Source organism: Micromonospora sonchi, from assembly GCF_014646235.1.
In the GTDB taxonomy this organism is placed as follows: domain Bacteria; phylum Actinomycetota; class Actinomycetes; order Mycobacteriales; family Micromonosporaceae; genus Micromonospora; species Micromonospora sonchi.
Map to the genome: position 1 here is coordinate 1 of NZ_BMNB01000026.1, position 17,754 is coordinate 17,754.

The 17,754-nt window shown below is 71.7% G+C and carries 13 protein-coding genes and 1 rRNA gene; 9 read left to right on the plus strand and 5 right to left on the minus strand.

All coding sequences use genetic code 11. The features are described from left to right. Positions 1-9: 9 nt before the first annotated feature. Positions 10-126: ribosomal RNA gene (gene rrf, locus IEY61_RS23130) — 5S ribosomal RNA — on the plus strand. A 97-nt stretch (positions 127-223) separates the two neighbouring features. Here the strand turns inward: rrf and IEY61_RS23135 are convergent. Continuing rightward, complete coding sequence (locus IEY61_RS23135; RefSeq protein WP_189047785.1) at positions 224-907, minus strand: hypothetical protein; 684 nt, start codon at positions 905-907, stop codon at positions 224-226. A 69-nt stretch (positions 908-976) separates the two neighbouring features. Between IEY61_RS23135 and IEY61_RS23140 the strand changes: the two genes are divergently transcribed. The 3 genes from IEY61_RS23140 to IEY61_RS23150 are packed head-to-tail and all read left to right on the plus strand — an operon-like array spanning position 977 to position 5,375. Then, complete coding sequence (locus tag IEY61_RS23140; protein ID WP_189047787.1) at positions 977-3,595, plus strand: valine--tRNA ligase; 2,619 nt, start codon at positions 977-979, stop codon at positions 3,593-3,595. Continuing rightward, complete coding sequence (locus IEY61_RS23145) at positions 3,592-4,953, plus strand: bifunctional folylpolyglutamate synthase/dihydrofolate synthase (protein WP_189047789.1); 1,362 nt, start codon at positions 3,592-3,594, stop codon at positions 4,951-4,953. The genes IEY61_RS23140 and IEY61_RS23145 overlap by 4 nt, the downstream gene beginning before the upstream one ends. Then, entirely contained in the window at positions 4,950-5,375 is a 426-nt protein-coding gene (locus tag IEY61_RS23150; protein WP_189047791.1) for a DUF4233 domain-containing protein, read from the plus strand. The genes IEY61_RS23145 and IEY61_RS23150 overlap by 4 nt, the downstream gene beginning before the upstream one ends. A gap of 42 nt (positions 5,376-5,417) precedes the next feature. On the opposite strand, the gene IEY61_RS23155 is transcribed toward IEY61_RS23150, so the two are convergent. Then, on the minus strand, positions 5,418-6,875 hold the full coding sequence (locus IEY61_RS23155) for a VOC family protein (RefSeq protein ID WP_189047793.1): 1,458 nt from the start codon (positions 6,873-6,875) through the stop codon (positions 5,418-5,420). Positions 6,876-7,018: 143 nt separating this feature from the next. On the opposite strand from IEY61_RS23155, the gene ndk reads away from it, so the two are divergent. Then, entirely contained in the window at positions 7,019-7,444 is a 426-nt protein-coding gene (gene ndk / locus IEY61_RS23160) for a nucleoside-diphosphate kinase (protein ID WP_189047795.1), read from the plus strand. Positions 7,445-7,479: 35 nt separating this feature from the next. Here the strand turns inward: ndk and sigJ are convergent, their stop codons facing one another. Both sigJ and IEY61_RS23170 read right to left on the minus strand, forming a co-directional pair. After that, on the minus strand, positions 7,480-8,385 hold the full coding sequence (gene sigJ / locus IEY61_RS23165) for an RNA polymerase sigma factor SigJ (RefSeq protein WP_229706370.1): 906 nt from the start codon (positions 8,383-8,385) through the stop codon (positions 7,480-7,482). Next, positions 8,382-8,822 carry a carboxymuconolactone decarboxylase family protein gene (locus IEY61_RS23170; RefSeq protein ID WP_189047797.1) on the minus strand — a complete coding sequence of 147 codons (441 nt, stop codon included), beginning with the start codon at positions 8,820-8,822 and terminating at the stop codon, positions 8,382-8,384. The genes sigJ and IEY61_RS23170 overlap by 4 nt, the downstream gene beginning before the upstream one ends. A 481-nt stretch (positions 8,823-9,303) precedes the next feature. Between IEY61_RS23170 and ileS the strand changes: the two genes are divergently transcribed. Together ileS and IEY61_RS23180 are read left to right on the plus strand one after the other, a co-directional pair. Further along, the gene (gene ileS, locus IEY61_RS23175) at positions 9,304-12,450 is read left to right on the plus strand and encodes an isoleucine--tRNA ligase (protein WP_189047799.1); all 3,147 of its coding nucleotides are present in this window, start codon (positions 9,304-9,306) and stop codon (positions 12,448-12,450) included. 167 nt (positions 12,451-12,617) lie between these two features. Then, positions 12,618-13,316, plus strand: a complete 699-nt coding sequence (locus IEY61_RS23180; protein ID WP_189047802.1) for a lysophospholipid acyltransferase family protein — start codon at positions 12,618-12,620, stop codon at positions 13,314-13,316. Positions 13,317-13,386: 70 nt separating this feature from the next. Here the strand turns inward: IEY61_RS23180 and IEY61_RS31860 are convergent, their stop codons facing one another. Beyond that, positions 13,387-14,751, minus strand: a complete 1,365-nt coding sequence (locus tag IEY61_RS31860) for a hypothetical protein (protein WP_268240684.1) — start codon at positions 14,749-14,751, stop codon at positions 13,387-13,389. A 202-nt stretch (positions 14,752-14,953) separates the two neighbouring features. Here IEY61_RS31860 and IEY61_RS23190 point away from each other — a divergent pair, with 202 nt between their 5' ends. Beyond that, the gene (locus IEY61_RS23190; protein ID WP_189047804.1) at positions 14,954-16,939 is read left to right on the plus strand and encodes a TIGR03960 family B12-binding radical SAM protein; all 1,986 of its coding nucleotides are present in this window, start codon (positions 14,954-14,956) and stop codon (positions 16,937-16,939) included. Positions 16,940-17,030: 91 nt separating this feature from the next. Then, a complete protein-coding gene (locus IEY61_RS23195) occupies positions 17,031-17,750 on the plus strand; it encodes a TIGR03936 family radical SAM-associated protein (protein WP_268240685.1) in 720 nt (239 codons plus the stop codon). Positions 17,751-17,754 lie beyond the last annotated feature (4 nt).

A 17,754-nucleotide genomic window follows, 5' to 3' on the forward strand; every position in this document is an offset into this window, starting at 1 on the left:
TGATAAGGTTACGGCGGTTATGGCGGAGGGGAAACGCCCGGTTACATTCCGAACCCGGAAGCTAAGCCCTCCAGCGCCGATGGTACTGCACTCGGGAGGGTGTGGGAGAGTAGGACACCGCCGGACATTCTTCCGTTTAGGGCCACCCCATCTGGGGTGGCCCTAAACGCGTTTCTGCCCACTTCTTTCTCGGCGGGCTGCGCCCCGTGCGAACGCGGCGAGATCAGGCGCGGGTCTGGACGCTCTCGCGGATCTCCCGAAGCAGCCCGGCGGCCTCGTCGACCGGCCGGAAGGGGAACATGGCCAGCACCACGCTGCCGTGGTCGGCCCAGCCGCAGACCGCGAAGTCGCCGCCCTCGCCGCTGGTGCTGCCGCACTTCATCACGCCGCCCAGCCGGCCCGGCGGCACGTTCCGCAGGCCGGTCACCGCGCCGGCCTCGTCGGCCATCAGCCGGAAGAGGCTCTCCAGGTCCCGCTCCGGCTGCCACAGCAGAGTGGTACCGCCGAAGATCAGCACCGAGCGGCGTGCGTCGGCCGCGTCCTGGTAGACGGCGCCGAAGCTGCTGTCCAGCTCGATGTCGGCGGCGAGGCCGCTGCGCAGGTAGTCGGCGGTGCTGCTGGCCCGCTCGCTGGTGTCCCGGCTCAGGCCGGCGACCTGGTCCGGCGTCGCGATCCGGGCGTCTTTCTGCTGGGCGATGCGCCAGCCGAAGGTGCCGAGCGTGCCGATGCCGGCCAGCGCGAGGACCGCCAACAGCGCGACCGCGAGCCGCCGGCGACGGATCCGGACGTCGACGCGGTCGCCGGCCTTCTCCGGGTCGCGGTTGCTCAGCTGGATCGGCTCGTCGGTCAGTTCGACCGGCGAGGAAGCCTCGTCGAGCCGGCGGGCGCCGAGGTGTGCGTCGGACATAGCCGTCACCGTACGCCAACGACCGGTGGCGCACGTCGGGTCCGCCGAAGCGCTCCGTAGACTTGTCGGGTGACCGAGAGACTGGATGCCCGACGACCCGACGCCCCGACCATTGCCGGCCAGTACCAGCCCGGCGAGGTAGAGCAGCGACGGTACGAGCGGTGGGTAGCCGACGGTCGGTTCCGGGCCTCAACGGAGAGTGACAAGCCCCCGTTCACCATCGTGATCCCGCCGCCCAACGTCACCGGCTCGCTGCACATGGGCCACGCGCTGGACCACACCGTGCAGGACACCCTGGTGCGGCGTAAGCGCATGCAGGGCTTCGAGGCACTCTGGCTGCCCGGCATGGACCACGCCGGCATCGCCACCCAGAACGTGGTCGAGCGGCAGCTCGCCACCGAGGGCCTGTCCCGGCACGACCTGGGCCGGGAGAAGTTCGTCGAGCGGGTGTGGCGGTGGAAGGCCGAGTCCGGCGGTGCGATCCTCGGCCAGATGCGCCGCCTCGGCGACTCCGTCGACTGGGACCGCGAGCGCTTCACCATGGACGAGGGCCTGTCCCGGGCCGTGCAGACCATGTTCAAGAAGCTGTTCGACGACGGGCTGATCTACCGGGCGAACCGGATCATCAACTGGTGCCCGCGCTGCCTGACCGCGCTGTCGGACATCGAGGTGGAACACACCGACGACGAGGGCGAACTGGTCACCATCCGGTACAGCGACGACGTGGTGGTGGCCACCACCCGGGCCGAGACGATGCTCGGCGACACGGCGGTGGCGGTGCACCCGGACGACGAGCGGTACCGGCACCTGATCGGCACCGAGGTCGAGCTGCCGCTGACCGGGCGGCGGATCCCGATCGTGGGTGACGCGCACGTCGACCCGGCCTTCGGCACGGGCATGGTCAAGGTGACTCCGGCGCACGACCCGAACGACTTCGAGATCGGCCAGCGGCACGACCTGCCGTCCCTGACGGTCATGGACGAGCGCGGCGTCATCACCGTGCACGGCCCGTTCGAGGGTCTGGACCGCTTCGAGGCCCGCCCGGCGATCGTCGCCGCGCTGCGCGAGCAGGGCCGCATCGTCGCGGAGAAGCGGCCGTACGTGCACGCGGTGGGCCATTGCTCCCGCTGCCGGACCACGATCGAGCCCCGGCTGTCCCTGCAGTGGTTCGTCAACACCGCACCGCTGGCCAAGGCGGCCGGCGACGCGGTGCGCGACGGCCGGGTGCGGATCGAGCCGACGGAGCTGGCCAAGCGGTACTTCGCCTGGGTCGACAACATGCACGACTGGTGCATCTCCCGACAGCTCTGGTGGGGTCACCGCATCCCGGTCTGGTATGGCCCGGACGGGAAGGTCGTCTGCGTCGGCCCCGACGAGCAGCCGCCGACCGGTGCGGGCTGGCACCAGGACGAGGACGTCCTGGACACCTGGTTCTCCAGCGGCCTGTGGCCGTTCTCCACGCTCGGCTGGCCGGAGCGGACCCCGGACCTGGCCAAGTTCTACCCGACCAGCGTGCTGGTCACCGGGTACGACATCCTCTTCTTCTGGGTCGCCCGGATGATGATGTTCGGCCTGTACGCGATGGACGGCGTGCAGCCGTTCGACGTGGTGGCGCTGCACGGCATGGTCCGCGACGAGCATGGCAAGAAGATGTCGAAGTCGTTCGGCAACGTGGTCGACCCGCTGGACTGGATCGACCGGTTCGGCGCCGACGCCACCCGCTTCACCCTGGCCCGGGGAGCGAACCCGGGCGGGGACGTGGCGGTCAGCGAGGAGTGGTGCCAGGGGTCGCGCAACTTCTGCAACAAGCTGTGGAACGCCACCCGGTTCGCGCTGCTCAACGGCGCGCACACCGAGGGACCGCTACCGGGCGCGGCCGAACTGTCGACGGTCGACCGGTGGATCCTGTCCCGGCTGGCGCAGGTCACCGCCGAGGTGGACGAGCAGTTCGAGGCGTACGAGTTCGCCAAGGTCTGCGACCTGCTGTACCACTTCGCCTGGGACGACGTCTGTGACTGGTACGTCGAGCTGAGCAAGCCGGTGCTGGCCGAGGGCGGGCCGGCGGCGGACGCCACCCGACGGGTGCTCGGACACGTGCTGGACCAGTTGCTGCGGCTGCTGCACCCGGTGATCCCGTTCGTCACCGAGGAACTGTGGACCGCGCTCACCGGCGGGGACACGGTGATGACGGCCGCCTGGCCGGTCGCCGACCGGGCGCGCGTCGACGCCACCGCCGAGGCGGAGATCGCCACCCTGCAGCGGGTCGTCACCGAGATCCGCCGGTTCCGCTCCGACCAGGGGCTACGCCCGACCCAGCGGGTCGCCGCCCGGCTCGACGGGCTGGCCGACGCCGGCATCGTCGGGCACGAGCCGCTGATCCGCTCGCTGGTCCGCCTCGACCCGGCGGGCGGCGACTTCCAGGCCAGCGCCACGCTGGCCATGCCCGGTGAGATCAGCGTCGCGCTCGACACCCGCGGTTCGATCGACGTGGCCGCCGAGCGGGCCCGGCTCACCAAGGACCGCGCGGCGGCCGAGAAGGAGGCCGGACAGGCCCGGGCGAAGCTGGCCAACCCGGCGTTCGTCGGCAAGGCCCCGGAGCACGTCGTCGCGAAGATCCGGGAACGGCTGGCCGTGGCCGAAGCCGACCTGGTCCGTATCGACGCCGCCCTGGAGGCGCTGCCCTCATGACCGACAGCGCAAACCACACCACCCGCGCCGAGCAGGCCGCCTTCGCCGAGGTCGAGGCCGAGCTGACCGGGCGCGGCTTCACCCGGATGGTTTTCGAGCTGGATCGCATCTCGTCCCTGCTCGACCTGCTGGGCAGCCCGCAGCGGGCGTACCCGTCGATCCACCTCACCGGCACCAACGGCAAGACCTCCACGGCGCGGATGATCGACTCGCTGCTGCGGGCGTTCGGGCTGCACACCGGCCGCTACACCAGCCCGCACCTGGAGACCGTCCGGGAGCGGATCAGCCTGGACGGCGAGCCGGTGGACGAGACCCGGTTCACCACCGTCTACCGGGAGGTGAAGCCGCTGGCCGAGCTGGTCGACGACCGCTCGGCCGAGCCGCTGACCTACTTCGACATGACCACCGCGCTGGCGTTCGCCACCTTCGCCGACGCCCCGGTGGACGTGGCCGTGGTCGAGGTCGGCCTGGGCGGGGCCGAGGACGCCACCAACGTGCTCCAGGCCGGGGTGTGCGTACTGACCCCGATCGGGCTGGACCACACCGAATGGCTCGGTGACACGCTTCAGGACATCGCGCTGGCCAAGGCCGGAATCATCCACCGAGGCGCGACCGTCATCTGCGCCGCGCAGGAGGAGGAGGCGGCCCGGCCGATCCTGGAACGCTGCGCCGAGGTCGGTGCCACCATCGCCCGGGAGGGCTCGGAGTTCGGTGTGCTGCGCCGGGCGGTGGCGGTCGGCGGGCAGGTGCTCACGTTGCAGGGCCTGGGCGGGGTCTACGACGAGGTGTTCGTCCCACTGCACGGCGCCCACCAGGCGCAGAACGCGGCGGTCGCGCTCGCCGCCGTCGAGGCGTTCCTGGGCGCCGGCGCCCGACGGCAACTCGACGTGGAGGCGGTACGGGAGGGATTCGCCGCCGCCACCTCACCGGGCCGGCTGGAGCGGGTCCGCACCGCGCCGGCGATCCTGCTCGACGGCGCGCACAATCCGCAGGGCATGACGGCGACGGTCACCGCGCTCCAGGAGGAGTTCGCGTTCAGCAAGCTGGTCGCCGTGGTGGGCACCCTGGCCGACAAGGACGCGGCCAGCCTGCTGGAACTGCTCGAACCGGTGGTGGACCAGGTGGTGGTGACCCGGAACAGTTCGCCGCGGGCGCTGCCGGTGGAGGAGTTGGCCGCGCTCGCCGCCGAGGTGTTCGGGCCGGACCGCGTCGAGGTGGCCGAGCAGATGCCGGACGCGATCGAGGCGGCGGTGGCACTGGCCGAGGAAGATGTGCCGGGTGAGCTGGCCGGCGTCGGCGTACTCATCACCGGGTCCGTGGTGACCGTGGCCGACGCCCGCCGGTTGTTGAAGCGATGACCGGGGGAAACGACGCTCCGGGCGGCGCGGGGCGGACGTCCGGCCCGGAGGAGGCATCCCGGCCCGACGGCTCGCCGGGACCGCGCCGGTCGGGGCTGCGTGATCCGCAACGGGCGGTGCGCGGGCTCGGCGCGGGCACCCTCGCCCTGGAGGCGTTGGTGCTGCTGCTGGCGCTCCAGCCGATCCGAATGGTCGGCGGTGACCTCGGCGGCGCGGCGATCGGGGTGGTGGTGGCGCTGGCCGTGGCCGCCGTCGGGCTCGCCGGAATGATGCGCCGCCCCTGGGCCTGGCACGCCGGCACGGCGTTGCAGGGGCTGCTGCTGCTGTCCGGTCTGTTGCACTGGTCGCTGTTCGTGCTGGGCGTGATCTTCGCGCTGGTGTGGGCGTACGCGTGGCACGTGCGCCGCGTGATCCTGGGCTGATTTCCCGGGGTGGCGCGCGCACGTCGCCACCCCGGGGCAGGGTCACGCCTCGGCGCGTTCCCGCCACTGGGTCAGCGCGATCCCGTGGCCGTCCGGGTCGCGGAACGCCGCCGCCCACACCTCCAACTTGGTGCCGCGGTTGACCACCCGCGGGGCGTACGTGAACCGGACGCCGGAGTCACGCAGCCGCTCGTACGCGCCCTGGATGTCGTCGACGTCGAGGTTGACGTGCACCAGACGACGGCTGATCGGCTGGGCGCCGGTCACCTCCCGCAGCACCAGTCGGGTCGCCCCGGAGGCCAGCACCGCGTTGCCGGTGCCCCGGTCGACCTCGGCGAACCCGAGCCGGTCCCGGTAGAACTCCAGCGACCGGGGCAGCTCGGTGACCAGCAGGGTGATGCCCACGCCGCTGATCGGTGCGGCCGGGTCGGCCGCCTCCGGATCGAAGCCGAAGATCGCCTCGTCCAGTTCGCGGGCGCCGACCGGCTCGTCCGGGACGGGCACCGCCTGGTCGGCTGGGCTGCCCGCGTGCCCGCCGCCGGCGGCCGTCGCGGCCCCGGTGGCGGGCAGTCCCGGGCCGCCACCGGTGCTCGCTGCCGGCTGCGGGTCCTCGAGCGGCAGGTCGAGCGGATCGAACTGGTCCACCGGGGCGGGCGGCGCGTCGGCGTGACTCCCGGCCGGCGGGGGACCGGCGAACCGCCCGGTGAGGGGTGGCTCCTCCGCGACCGTCGCCGCGAACCGTTCCTCGGCCGACGTGCGGGGGGCGGGCGTGGCCCGGCGGGGAAGTGTCTGGTCGCCGGGCTGCTCCACCACCGTCCCCTCCAGCACGACCGGTCCACCCGGGCGCTGGCGTACCCGCACCGGATCGCGCTGCTCGACGGGGCCGACCGGGTCGTCGCGGCGCGAACCACCGGGGGGTTCGCCCAGCGGACCGTGCAGGTCTTCCTCGGGTGCCCGGCCGGCCCACGGCGGCGCCTGCTGGCCGATCAGCACCTCGTCGGAGAGGGTCTGGGCGGCGTACTCGGGCGGTGGGTCGGCGTACTCGGGCGGCAGGTCGGCGGTGCCGGCCTCGGCGTGGGTGGGCACCTCGTCCCAGAGCACCCGGACGTGCCGCGGATCGTCCAGGGCCACCCGGATCGGCAGGGTCTGGCCGAGTGCCGGCCACTTCGAGACCGGTACCCGTGGCTCGATGATCTTCTTGGACCGGGGTGGCAGCCCCGGCGCGTCGATCACCAACTGGAGTTCGCAGCGCCCGAAGGCGTACTGGGTGGGCGGCTCGGAGGCGCTGTGCACGTGCCCGTCGCCGACCACCCAGGTGCGACCCCCGCCGCGCACGGTGGCCAGCGCGATCGCCAGCGCCAGGAAAGCCACCCCGAGCGCCACGATGGCCCAGCTGGTCATGCCCAGGCCGAAGAGGATAACGAAGGCGGCCACGGTGCCGACGACCGCGGCGATCAACTTGCGTACGGGTGCGATGGGTGGGTTCCCGCCGTTCGCCACAGTGGACCTCCCGGATGGTCAGGGCCAGGCTAAGCCGGATCGGGGGCCGGGGGAAGAACCGACCAGCGCGCCGGTGCCGCGACCGGGTCGCTAGGCTGACCGTACCCAGCCCGACCGGATTCCGCTCCGAGGAGGAACCCAGCGTGTCCACCAGCAGCCCCGACGAGCGCACGCTCGTACTGATCAAGCCCGACGCGGTACGCCGTGGACTGGTCGGCGAGATCATCTCCCGCTTCGAGCGCAAGGGACTGCAGATCGACGCCATGGTGTCCCGGAGCATGGACGCCGCGCTGGCCGACGAGCACTACTCCGAGCACGTGGAGAAGCCCTTCTACCCGCCGCTGAAGGCGTTCATGACCAGCGGTCCGCTGGTCGCGCTGGTGCTCTCCGGCGACCAGGTGATCGGGGTGGTACGCGGCATGATCGGGGCCACCGACGGGCGCAAGGCCGCCGCCGGCACCATCCGGGGCGACCTCGCCCTGTCCAACCGGGAGAACCTGGTGCACGCCTCCGACTCGGCCGACAGCGCCAAGCGGGAGATCGCACTCTGGTTCCCCGACCTGGGCTGAGGTCGTCGGACCGGCCGGTCGCCGGGGGTGGGGCCTCAGGCCGACCAGGCCAGTTTGTCCGGGTTGGCCACCAGGAACACGTCGGTGATCCGACCGGCGGCGGTGCCGAGGGTGACCGCGTACCGGGCACCCGCCGCGGTGACCACCACGACGGCCGGCTGGCCGTTGAGTTCCGTGCGGTGCACGCTGAACGGCCAGCCCTTGCCGAGGATCCCGATCAGGAAGCGGGCGACCCGGTCGGCCCCGGTGACCGGGTTGCGGGCGGCCCGTACCCGGCCGCCACCGTCGCTCCATGCGGTCGCGTCGGCGGCCATCAGCCCGGTCAGCGCCACGAGGTCACCGTCGTCGGCGGCGGCGATGAACGCGTCCAGCAGTCGTTCCTGCTCCGCCCGGTCTGCGGTGAACCGGCGCTGGTCGCGACCGATCCGGACGCTCGCCCGATGGTGCAGCTGCCGGCAGTCCTCGGCGGACCGGTCGAGCAGTTCGGCGATCTCGGTGTACGGCAGTTCGAAGGCGGTGTGCAGCACGTAGACCGCGCGCTCCGGCGGGGTGAGTCGCTCCAGCAGGTGCAGCAGCGCGGTGGAGAGGGAGTCGCGCAGCTCGACGCGTTCCAGCGGACCGAACGGCGAGGGCGCGGTCGGCACCGGCTCCGGCAGCCACGGCCCGACGTACGCCTCGCGGGCGGACTGTCGGGCGCGTAGCCGGTCCATGGCCAGGTGGGCCACCACGCGGGACAGGTAGCGGCGCGGCTCGGTCACCGTGGCCCGGTCGACGCGTACCCAGCGCAGGTAGGCCTCCTGGAGGATGTCCTCGGCGTCGTGCCGGCTGCCCAGCAACCGGTACGCCAGCCCGAGCAGCATCGGCCGGTGCGCGGTGAGCGCACCGGCCGCCTCCGCCGCGTCGGCCGGACTCACCGCATCGGCCGACGCCGCCCGGCTCACCCCTCCGACGGCAGTTCGGTGCGGAAGGTTACCGCGATCCGGTTCCACACGTTGATTGTGGCGATCGCCAGGACCAGGTCGGCGAGGGCCTTCTCCGGCCAGACCTTCGCGGCGGCGTCCCAGACCTCGTCGGGCACCCCGTGCTCGCCGAGCCGGGTCACCGCGTCGGTCAACGCCAGCGCGGCCCGCTCCCGCTCGTCGAAGAAGGGCGCCTCGCGCCAGGTGGCCACCGCGAACAGCCGCCGGCTGCTCTCGCCCGCGTCGAGCGCCTCGCGGCTGTGCATGTCGACGCAGTACGCGCAGCCGTTCAGCACCGACGCACGCAACTTCACCAACTCCAGCACGGTGTGGTCCACGTTGGCCCGAACGTACTTCTCCAACCCCAGCACGCTCTGGAACGCCCCCGGTGCCACCTCGGCCAGATTCATTCGCTGCATGACGACCCCCTAGATCACTGTGACACCGACACGACGGATCGCCGCCGCCATCGCGTGACAGGCCGCCCCTATGACCCGCATCACGCCCTCCCACCGCCCCTGCTTCGTCGATCTTGCACTTGTTGTCGGGGCATAGCGGGCTGAAAGCCGCGTAACGGCGACCAGAAGTGCAAGATCGCGTGGGTGGGGCGGGGTGGGGGTTATCGGGAGGAGGGGGCGGGGTGGGGTGGGTATCATGGGGGTGTATGGCGATGATCCGGCTATCACCGGGGAGCTTCCGGAAGAACGGCCGGGTGACCGGCTCAGTAGAACCGGGCGGGTCCGGCCCGTCACAGCCGGCCAACGAGCGGGCGGTCGCACCTGACCGTCAAGCGGGGTGGTACCGCGGGCCCGGCCCGGGGCGCCGGTTGCGGCGTACCGGAGAAGGTTCGTCCTCGCAGACCCACACCACAGTGAGCGTCAGCGAGGAGAGCGACCCCCGATGGCCTATCCGATGCACGACCCGACCGCCGCCGGCGTCCCGGCGAGCCCGGACCTGCCCGCGGTCGAGCGCCGGGTGCTGGAGCACTGGACGGCCGACAAGACCTTCGAGGCCAGCGTCGAAAACCGCGAGGCCGGCGAGAACGGCAGTAACGAGTACGTCTTCTACGACGGGCCGCCGTTCGCCAACGGCCTGCCGCACTACGGCCACCTCTTCACCGGGTACGTCAAGGACGTGGTGCCGCGCTACCAGACCATGAGTGGCCGGCGGGTGGAACGGCGCTTCGGCTGGGACTGCCACGGCCTGCCCGCCGAGGTGGTGGCCGAGAAGCAGCTCGGCATCACCAGCAAGGCGGAGATCCTCGACCTCGGCGTGGCCCGGTTCAACGAGGCGTGCCGCACCTCGGTGCTGGAGTTCACCCAGGACTGGGAGCGGTACGTCACCCGGCAGGCCCGCTGGGTCGACTTCGCCAACGACTACAAGACCCTCGACCTGGACTACATGGAAAGCGTCATGTGGGCCTTCAAGACCCTGCACGACAAGGGCCTGGTCTACGAGGGCTTCCGGGTGCTGGCGTACTGCTGGCGGTGCGAGACGCCGCTGTCGAACACCGAGACGCGGATGGACGACGTCTACCGGGACCGGCACGACCCCACCTTGACCGTGTGGTTCGAGCTGACGCCGGACGAGTCCGCCGCGGAGCTGGTTCGCGGGCCGGTGCGCCTCGGCGTCTGGACCACCACGCCGTGGACCCTGCCGTCGAACCTCGCGCTCGCCGTCGGCCCGGACATCGAGTACGCGGTGCTGGAGCGCGACGGCGTCCGGCACGTGGTGGGCGCCGCCCGGGTGGGCGCGTACGCCAAGGAGCTGGAGGGATACCAGCAGGTCGGCACGGTGCGCGGCGCCGACCTGGTGGGGCGCCGCTACACCCCGCTGTTCGACTTCCTCGTCGAGCACGCCGGCGAGAACGCCTACCAGGTGCTCGGCGCGGAGTTCGTGACCACCGAGGACGGCACCGGGATCGTCCACCTGGCCCCGGCCTTCGGCGAGGACGACCAGAACGTCTGCAACGCCGCCGGCATCCCGACCATCGTCACCGTGGACGACCACACCCGGTTCACCGGGCTGGTCCCGCCGTACCAGGGCGAGCAGGTCTTCGACGTCAACAAGCCGGTGATCCGGGAGCTCAAGGAGCGGGGGGTGGTGCTCAAGCAGGACACCTACACCCACGCGTACCCGCACTGCTGGCGCTGCGACACCCCGCTGGTCTACAAGGCGGTGTCGTCGTGGTTCGTCGCGGTGACCAGGTTCAAGGACCGGATGGTCGAGCTGAACCAGCAGATCAACTGGACTCCGGGACACATCAAGGACGGCTCGTTCGGCAAGTGGCTGGCCAACGCCCGGGACTGGTCGATCAGCCGGAACCGCTTCTGGGGCTCGCCGATCCCGGTGTGGCGCTCGGACGACCCGAACTACCCCCGCATCGACGTGTACGGGTCCCTCGCCGAGCTGGAACGGGACTTCGGCGTACGCCTGAGCGACCTGCACCGGCCGGCGGTGGACGAGCTGGTCCGCCCCAATCCGGACGACCCGACCGGCAAGTCGATGATGCGCCGGGTGCCGGAGGTGCTGGACTGCTGGTTCGAGTCCGGCTCGATGCCATTCGCCCAGGTGCACTACCCGTTCGAGAATCGGGACTGGTTCGAGCACCACTACCCGGGCGACTTCATCGTGGAGTACATCGGGCAGACCCGTGGCTGGTTCTACACCATGCACGTGCTGGCCACCGCGCTGTTCGACCGGCCGGCGTTCCGCAACTGTCTCAGCCACGGCATCCTGCTCGGCTCCGACGGCCGCAAGATGTCCAAGAGCCTGAGCAACTACCCGGACGTCTACCACGTCTTCGACTCGTACGGCTCGGACGCGATGCGCTGGATGCTGATGTCCTCGCCGGTGCTGCGTGGCGGCGACATGGCGGTGACCGAGTCGGGCATCCGGGACGCGGTCCGGCAGGTGCTGCTGCCGCTCTGGAACGTCTGGTACTTCTTCTCGCTCTACGCCAACGCCGACTCGTACACCGCCCGGCGCCGGACGGACTCGACCCACCTGCTCGACCGGTACCTGCTGGCCAAGACGAACGAGCTGGTGTCGACGGTACGGGCGCAGATGGACGCGTACGACATCTCCGGCGCCTGCGCCACCGTCCGCTCCTACCTGGACGCGCTGACCAACTGGTATGTGCGCCGCTCCCGGGACCGGTTCTGGACCGGCGAGGCCGACGCGTTCGACACGCTGTGGACGGTGCTGGAGACGCTCTGCCGGGTGGTGGCGCCGCTGGCGCCGCTGACCGCCGAGGAGATCTGGCGCGGGTTGACCGGCGAGCGTTCGGTGCACCTGACCGACTGGCCGTCGGCGGAGGAGTTCCCGGCCGACCACGACCTGGTGACCGCGATGGACAACGTGCGCGCCGTCGCCTCGGCGGCGCTGTCGCTGCGCAAGGCCAAGGCGCTGCGGGTGCGGCTGCCGCTGTCGAAACTGACCGTGGCCAGCCCGGCGGCGGGGCAGCTGCGTCCCTTCGCCGACCTGGTGGCCGACGAGGTCAACGTCAAGGAGGTCGTCTTCACCGACGACGTGTCGGCGTACTGCCAGCAGGTGTTGACCGTGGTGCCCCGGGCGCTCGGGCCCCGGGTCGGCAAGCAGGTGCAGCAGGTGATCAGGGCGGTCAAGGCGGGGGAGTGGGAGCTGCACGACGGCGCCCCGGTCGCCGCCGGGGTCACCCTCGCCGAGGGCGAGTACGAGCTGCGCCTGGTCGCGGCCGACGCCGAACACTCGGCGCCGCTGCCCGGCGGCGAGGGGGTGGTGGTGCTGGACACCACGGTCACCCCGGAACTGGCCGCCGAGGGGCTGGCCCGGGACGTCGTCCGGGTGGTGCAGCAGGCCCGCCGGGACGCCGACCTGGACATCTCCGACCGGATCGTGGTGTCGGTATCGGCTTCCGAGGAGGTCCGGGCGGCGGTGGCGGCGTACGCCGACTTCGTGGCCCGGGAAGTGCTCGCCGACAGTGTCGACGTCGCCGAGGGAATCGCCGGCTTCGCCGGTGAGGTCGGCGACGGCGAGCCGGTAACCGTCACCGTCCGCCGCGTATGAGGTGAAAGGAGGGGCCCCTTCTTAACGCCTACGGTAGAGGAGGGGCTCCTTCTTAACACCAGCTGTCGGCCAGCCAGCGGACCCGTCCCACCTCGCGCACGCCGATGTGGGGCGGTCCGCTACGGTGACACCGCCCCTACCCCCCCACTCGATCCGTCGGAGGACCAGTGCCGCTGCTTTACACCATCGGCAAGTTCACCGTGGCACCCGCGCTGCGGCTGGCCTTCCGCCCGACTGTGGAGGGACTGGAGCACGTCCCGCAGACCGGTGGCGCGATCTTCGCCGGCAACCATTTGTCGGTGGCCGACGAATTGTTTCTCGGCACGGTCGTGCCGCGGCACCTGGCCTTCTGGGCCAAGTCCGAGTACTTCAAGGGCACCGGCGTCAAGGGGCGGTTCTCGAAGTTCGTGCTCACCGGCCTTGGCGCGATTCCGGTGGAGCGCGCTGGCGGTCGGGCCGCGCTGTCCGCGTTCGACGCGGCCATTCCCGCGCTGCAGGGTGGCGACCTGGTGGTCGTCTACCCCGAGGGCACCCGGTCGCCGGACGGGCGGCTGTACCGGGGCCGCACCGGGGCGGTCCGCCTGGCCATCGCGGCGGGTGTACCGATCATTCCAGTCGGCATGATCGGTACGGAGAAGGTGCAGCCGATTGGCGCCCGGGTGCCGAGGCCCTTCACCGGAAAGATCACCGTACGGTTCGGCAAGCCGCTGGACTTCACCGGGCGGCCCAACGACCGCACGTCGCTGCGCGAGATGACCGACGAGATGATGTCCGAGATCCAGAAGCTCACCGGCCAGGAGTACGTCCACCGGTACGCGCCGGCGCGCAGCCAACCGACGGTCGCCGACGAGTCGAGCGCCGGCTGACCTGCACTCAGGGCGGGGACGAGGCGCCTCGCGGGTTGAGGGCCGGCGCTGGCGGGAACCGCTCAACCGGTCAGCCGTCCGTGGTGACGATCTGCTCCCGCAGGGTGCCGAGCAGGCGGGCGCTGTCATCCACCGACAGATTGGTGAACACGGCGGTGGTGATGCTGCCGTGGTCGACCGAGGTGCAGACCACCACCCCGTCGCCGTCGGAGCGGCCCACCGCGCAGCGCACGTGCCGACCCCGTACGTCGCTCTCCATCACCTGGCTCTCGCCGAGGGCGTACGGCTCGGTGAGCCGTTCGATCTCGGCGTCGGCCTCCGTGGCGGGGGCGAACCGGAAGCCGGTGCTACCGAAGATGGTCACCCGCTTGCCCGCGTTGGTGGTGTAGACGCCGGCGAAGGTGTCCTCGGCGAGCCAGTGCGTCGCCCGCATCTGCGTCTCCAACTGCCGGGCGGCCTGCGCGTTGCGGGGGTCCTCGCGCAGCCGCAGGTCGGCGACCTGCTGGGGCAGGCTGGCGGTGGCCGGATACTGACTGGCCATCGGCATGCCGTAGTAGGCCGGGCAGCCGCAGCAGCAGGCCAGGGCGAGCAGGAGCAGCCACGGCCAGCGGCGCCGCTTGCGGACCGCGACCGGGACGTACCCCGCGGGCGGCTGCCAGCCGGGCGGCGGGGCGACGGGCGGGGACTTCTTCGCGCCGCGCCAGCCGGGACGCGACGGCGGTGACAGTGGTGGTCCGGCCGGGACGGGCAGCCGGCCGGCCGGAGAGACCGGCGGGGCCGGCGGTGGCGGAGCGTGGTGGACCGGCGGCTGGGCGGCCGGCACCGGGTAAGCCGGGGCGGCCGGCGGCATCGGTGCGGCCGGCGTCGGGTAGGCCGGGGCGGCCGGCGGCATCGGGGCGGGGGCCCCGGAGTACGGCCGGGTCGGTGGCGGATCCGGGTAGGACAGCGTCGGCGGCAGGGCGGGGAAGTCGGTCGAGGGCACTTCCCATCCGCTAGTGTCCACTCCCGCCCACGGGTCCACCGGGGTCTGGTGTTCCGGCTCGTGCGGCCGGGGCGGTGGCGGGGTCGGCTCGGCGGACTCGCCCCACGCGCGGCGGCGCGGCGTCGCCGGCGGCACGGGGGCCGAGCCGCTCCAGCGGGGTGCCGGTGGCTCGTCCGCCGTCGCGTCGGGCAGCACTCGGGTGCCGTCCGGGCCGGTGGACGGCCCGTCCGTCGCTGGTGGGCCGGTGGGCGGCTCCGCCGTTGGTACGGGCGTGGGCTGCTCCGCCGTCGGTACGGGCGTGGGCTGCTCCGCCGCTGGGACGACGGTGGGTGGTTCCGAATTTGGTACGGGGATGGGCTGCTGACTCTCGGTGACCGCCGGCTCACCGTCCTGGCGTGTATCCGGTAGGTTCCCGTCGACCGGCCGGTCTGCACCCGGCTGCGGCTCCGGCATCGCGGCAATCTCCTCTCGCGCCGACCTGAGGTTAGTACCGATACGCCACCGGACCGAATCCGGTGCGCCACCTGGCCGGATCCAGCCGGCGGACGGCTGTGACCAGGAACACCGTGATGGACGCCCGCGGTAGCGCAGGGGCCGGGGCCCCCTGGCAGGTGTGGCGCGGCGACCGGCGGGCGGGCGCGTACCCTTGGGCATCATGAGCGTCCCGTCCACCACGCCGCGCCCCGTGGCAGCCAACTCCGTGTGGCCCCGCCTGGAGCCGTTGCTGCCCCAGGTCACCAAACCCATCCAGTACGTCGGTGGCGAACTTGGGGCGGTGGTCAAGGACTGGGACACGGCGACCGTGCGTTGGGCGCTGATGTACCCGGACGCGTACGAGGTCGGCCTGCCCAACCAGGGCGTGCAGATCCTCTACGAGGTGCTCAACGAGCTGCCCGACGTGCTGGCCGAGCGGACGTACGCGGTCTGGTCGGACCTGGAGAAGCTGATGCGCGCCCACGGCGTGCCGCAGTTCACCGTCGACGCGCATCGCCCGGTGCGCGATTTCGACCTGTTCGGGGTGTCGTTCGCCACCGAGCTGGGCTACACCAACCTGCTCACCGCGATCGACCTGGCCGGGATTCCGCTGCTCGCGGCCGACCGCACCGACGCCGACCCGGTGATCGTGGCGGGCGGGCACGCCGCGTTCAACCCGGAACCGATCGCCGACTTCATCGACGCCGCCGTGCTCGGCGACGGCGAGGAAGCGGTCCTGGAGATCACCGCGATCGTCCAGGAGTGGAAGGCCGAGGGGTGCCCGGGCGGCCGGGACGAGCTGCTGCTGCGGCTGGCGCGCACGGAGAGCGTCTACGTGCCGCGCTTCTACGACGTGGACTACCTGCCGGACGGCCGGATCCAGCGGGTCGTGCCGAACCGGGCGGACGTGCCGTTCCGGGTGCACAAGCGCACGACGATGGACCTGGACGCCTGGCCGTACCCGAAGAAGCCCCTGGTCCCGCTCGCCGAGACGGTGCACGAGCGGTTCGCGGTGGAGATCTTCCGGGGTTGCACCCGGGGCTGCCGGTTCTGCCAGGCGGGCATGATCACCCGCCCGGTCCGGGAGCGGTCGATCACCACGGTGGGGCAGATGGTGCAGGAGGGGCTGGAGTTCTCCGGCTTCCACGAGGTGGGCCTGTTGTCGCTGTCGTCGGCCGACCACTCCGAGATCGGCGACATGTGCTCCGGCCTCGCCCAGCAGTACCAGGGCACCAACGTGTCGCTGTCGCTGCCGTCGACCCGGGTGGACGCGTTCAACATCGAGTTGGCCCAGGAGTTGTCCCGTAACGGCCGGCGGACCGGTCTGACCTTCGCCCCGGAGGGCGGGTCGGAACGGATCCGCAAGGTGATCAACAAGATGGTGTCGAAGGACGACCTCATTCGCACCGTGGTCACCGCGTACACCAACGGCTGGCGGCAGGTGAAGCTTTACTTCATGTGCGGCCTGCCCACCGAGACGGACGCCGACGTCCTCGAGATCGCCGACATGGCGCACGAGGTGATCAAGGCCGGCCGCGCGGCGACCGGCTCCAAGGACATCCGCTGCACCGTCTCCATCGGCGGGTTCGTGCCGAAGCCGCACACCCCGTTCCAGTGGGCGGCGATGGCGCGGCCGGAGGTCATCGACGGCCGGCTCAAGCTGCTCAAGCAGGCGATCAACGCGGACCGCTCGCTGGGCCGGGCGATCGGCTTCCGGTACCACGACGGCGAGCCGTCGCTGATCGAGGGCCTGCTGTCCCGGGGCGACCGCCGGGTCGGTGCGGTCATCCGCCGGGTCTGGGAGAACGGCGGCCGGTTCGACGGCTGGAGCGAGCACTTTTCGTACCAGCGCTGGGTGGACGCCGCCGCCGAGACGCTGCCCGCCTTCGGGGTGGACCTCGACTGGTACACCACGCGGGAGCGCGACGAGCTGGAGGTCCTGCCCTGGGACCACCTGGACTCGGGCCTGGACAAGGACTGGCTCTGGCAGGACTGGCAGGACGCGCTCAGCGAGTACGAGCAGGACGACTGCCGGTGGACGCCGTGCTTCGACTGCGGCGTCTGTCCGGCCATGGACACCGAGATCCAGATCGGCCCGACCGGCCGGAAGCTGCTCCCGTTGACCCCGGTCAACGGTCTGAAGCTGCCCACCGGCGCCCAGCAGTGACCCCTGGTCGGGTCCGCTAGCGAGGAGCACGAAGATCAGTAAGAGACCACAGCCCGAGGGTGGCCAGGCACCGGTCGTCCAGCGCATCCGGATCCGGTACGCCAAGCGGGGCCCGCTGCGGTTCACCTCACACCGGGACTTCGCCCGGGCGTTCGAGCGGGCACTGCGCCGCGCCGGCGTACCGGTGGCCTTCTCCCAGGGCTTCACCCCACACCCCAAGATTTCGTACGCCAGCGCGGCGCCGACCGGGGTGGCGAGCGAGGCGGAGTACCTGGAGATCGGCCTGCGCGAGCCGGTCGAGCCGGCGCAGTTGCGGGTGGCGCTGGACAATGCGCTCTCGCCCGGCCTCGACGTGCTCGACGCCGTGGTGGCCACCGGCACCGGCCTGGCCGACCGGATCGAGGCGTCCCACTGGCGGATCGAGTTGCCACAGGTGGATCCCGCCGTTCTCGCGCAGGCCGTCACCGCCTTCACCGAAGCCGAGGAGGTGCAGGTCGAGCGCATGACCAAGCAGGGGCGGCGGACCTTCGACGCCCGCAGCGCGGTCATGTCAATCGATGTGGACGGGGCGTCGGTGACGCCTTCCGGGGCGTCGGCCGTACCGTGTGCGATACTCGAAATGGTCGTGCGGCAGGTCACTCCGTCCGTACGACCCGATGACGTCCTTTCCGGCCTCCGCGTGGTGGCCGGCCTGGAGCCGCCGGTGGCCCCGAAGGTGATCCGGCTGGCTCAGGGCACGCTGACCGCGCAGGGTGCGATCGTGGATCCGTTGGACGCGGATCGCGACGGGGCAACCATCGGCGGGCGTTGACCGA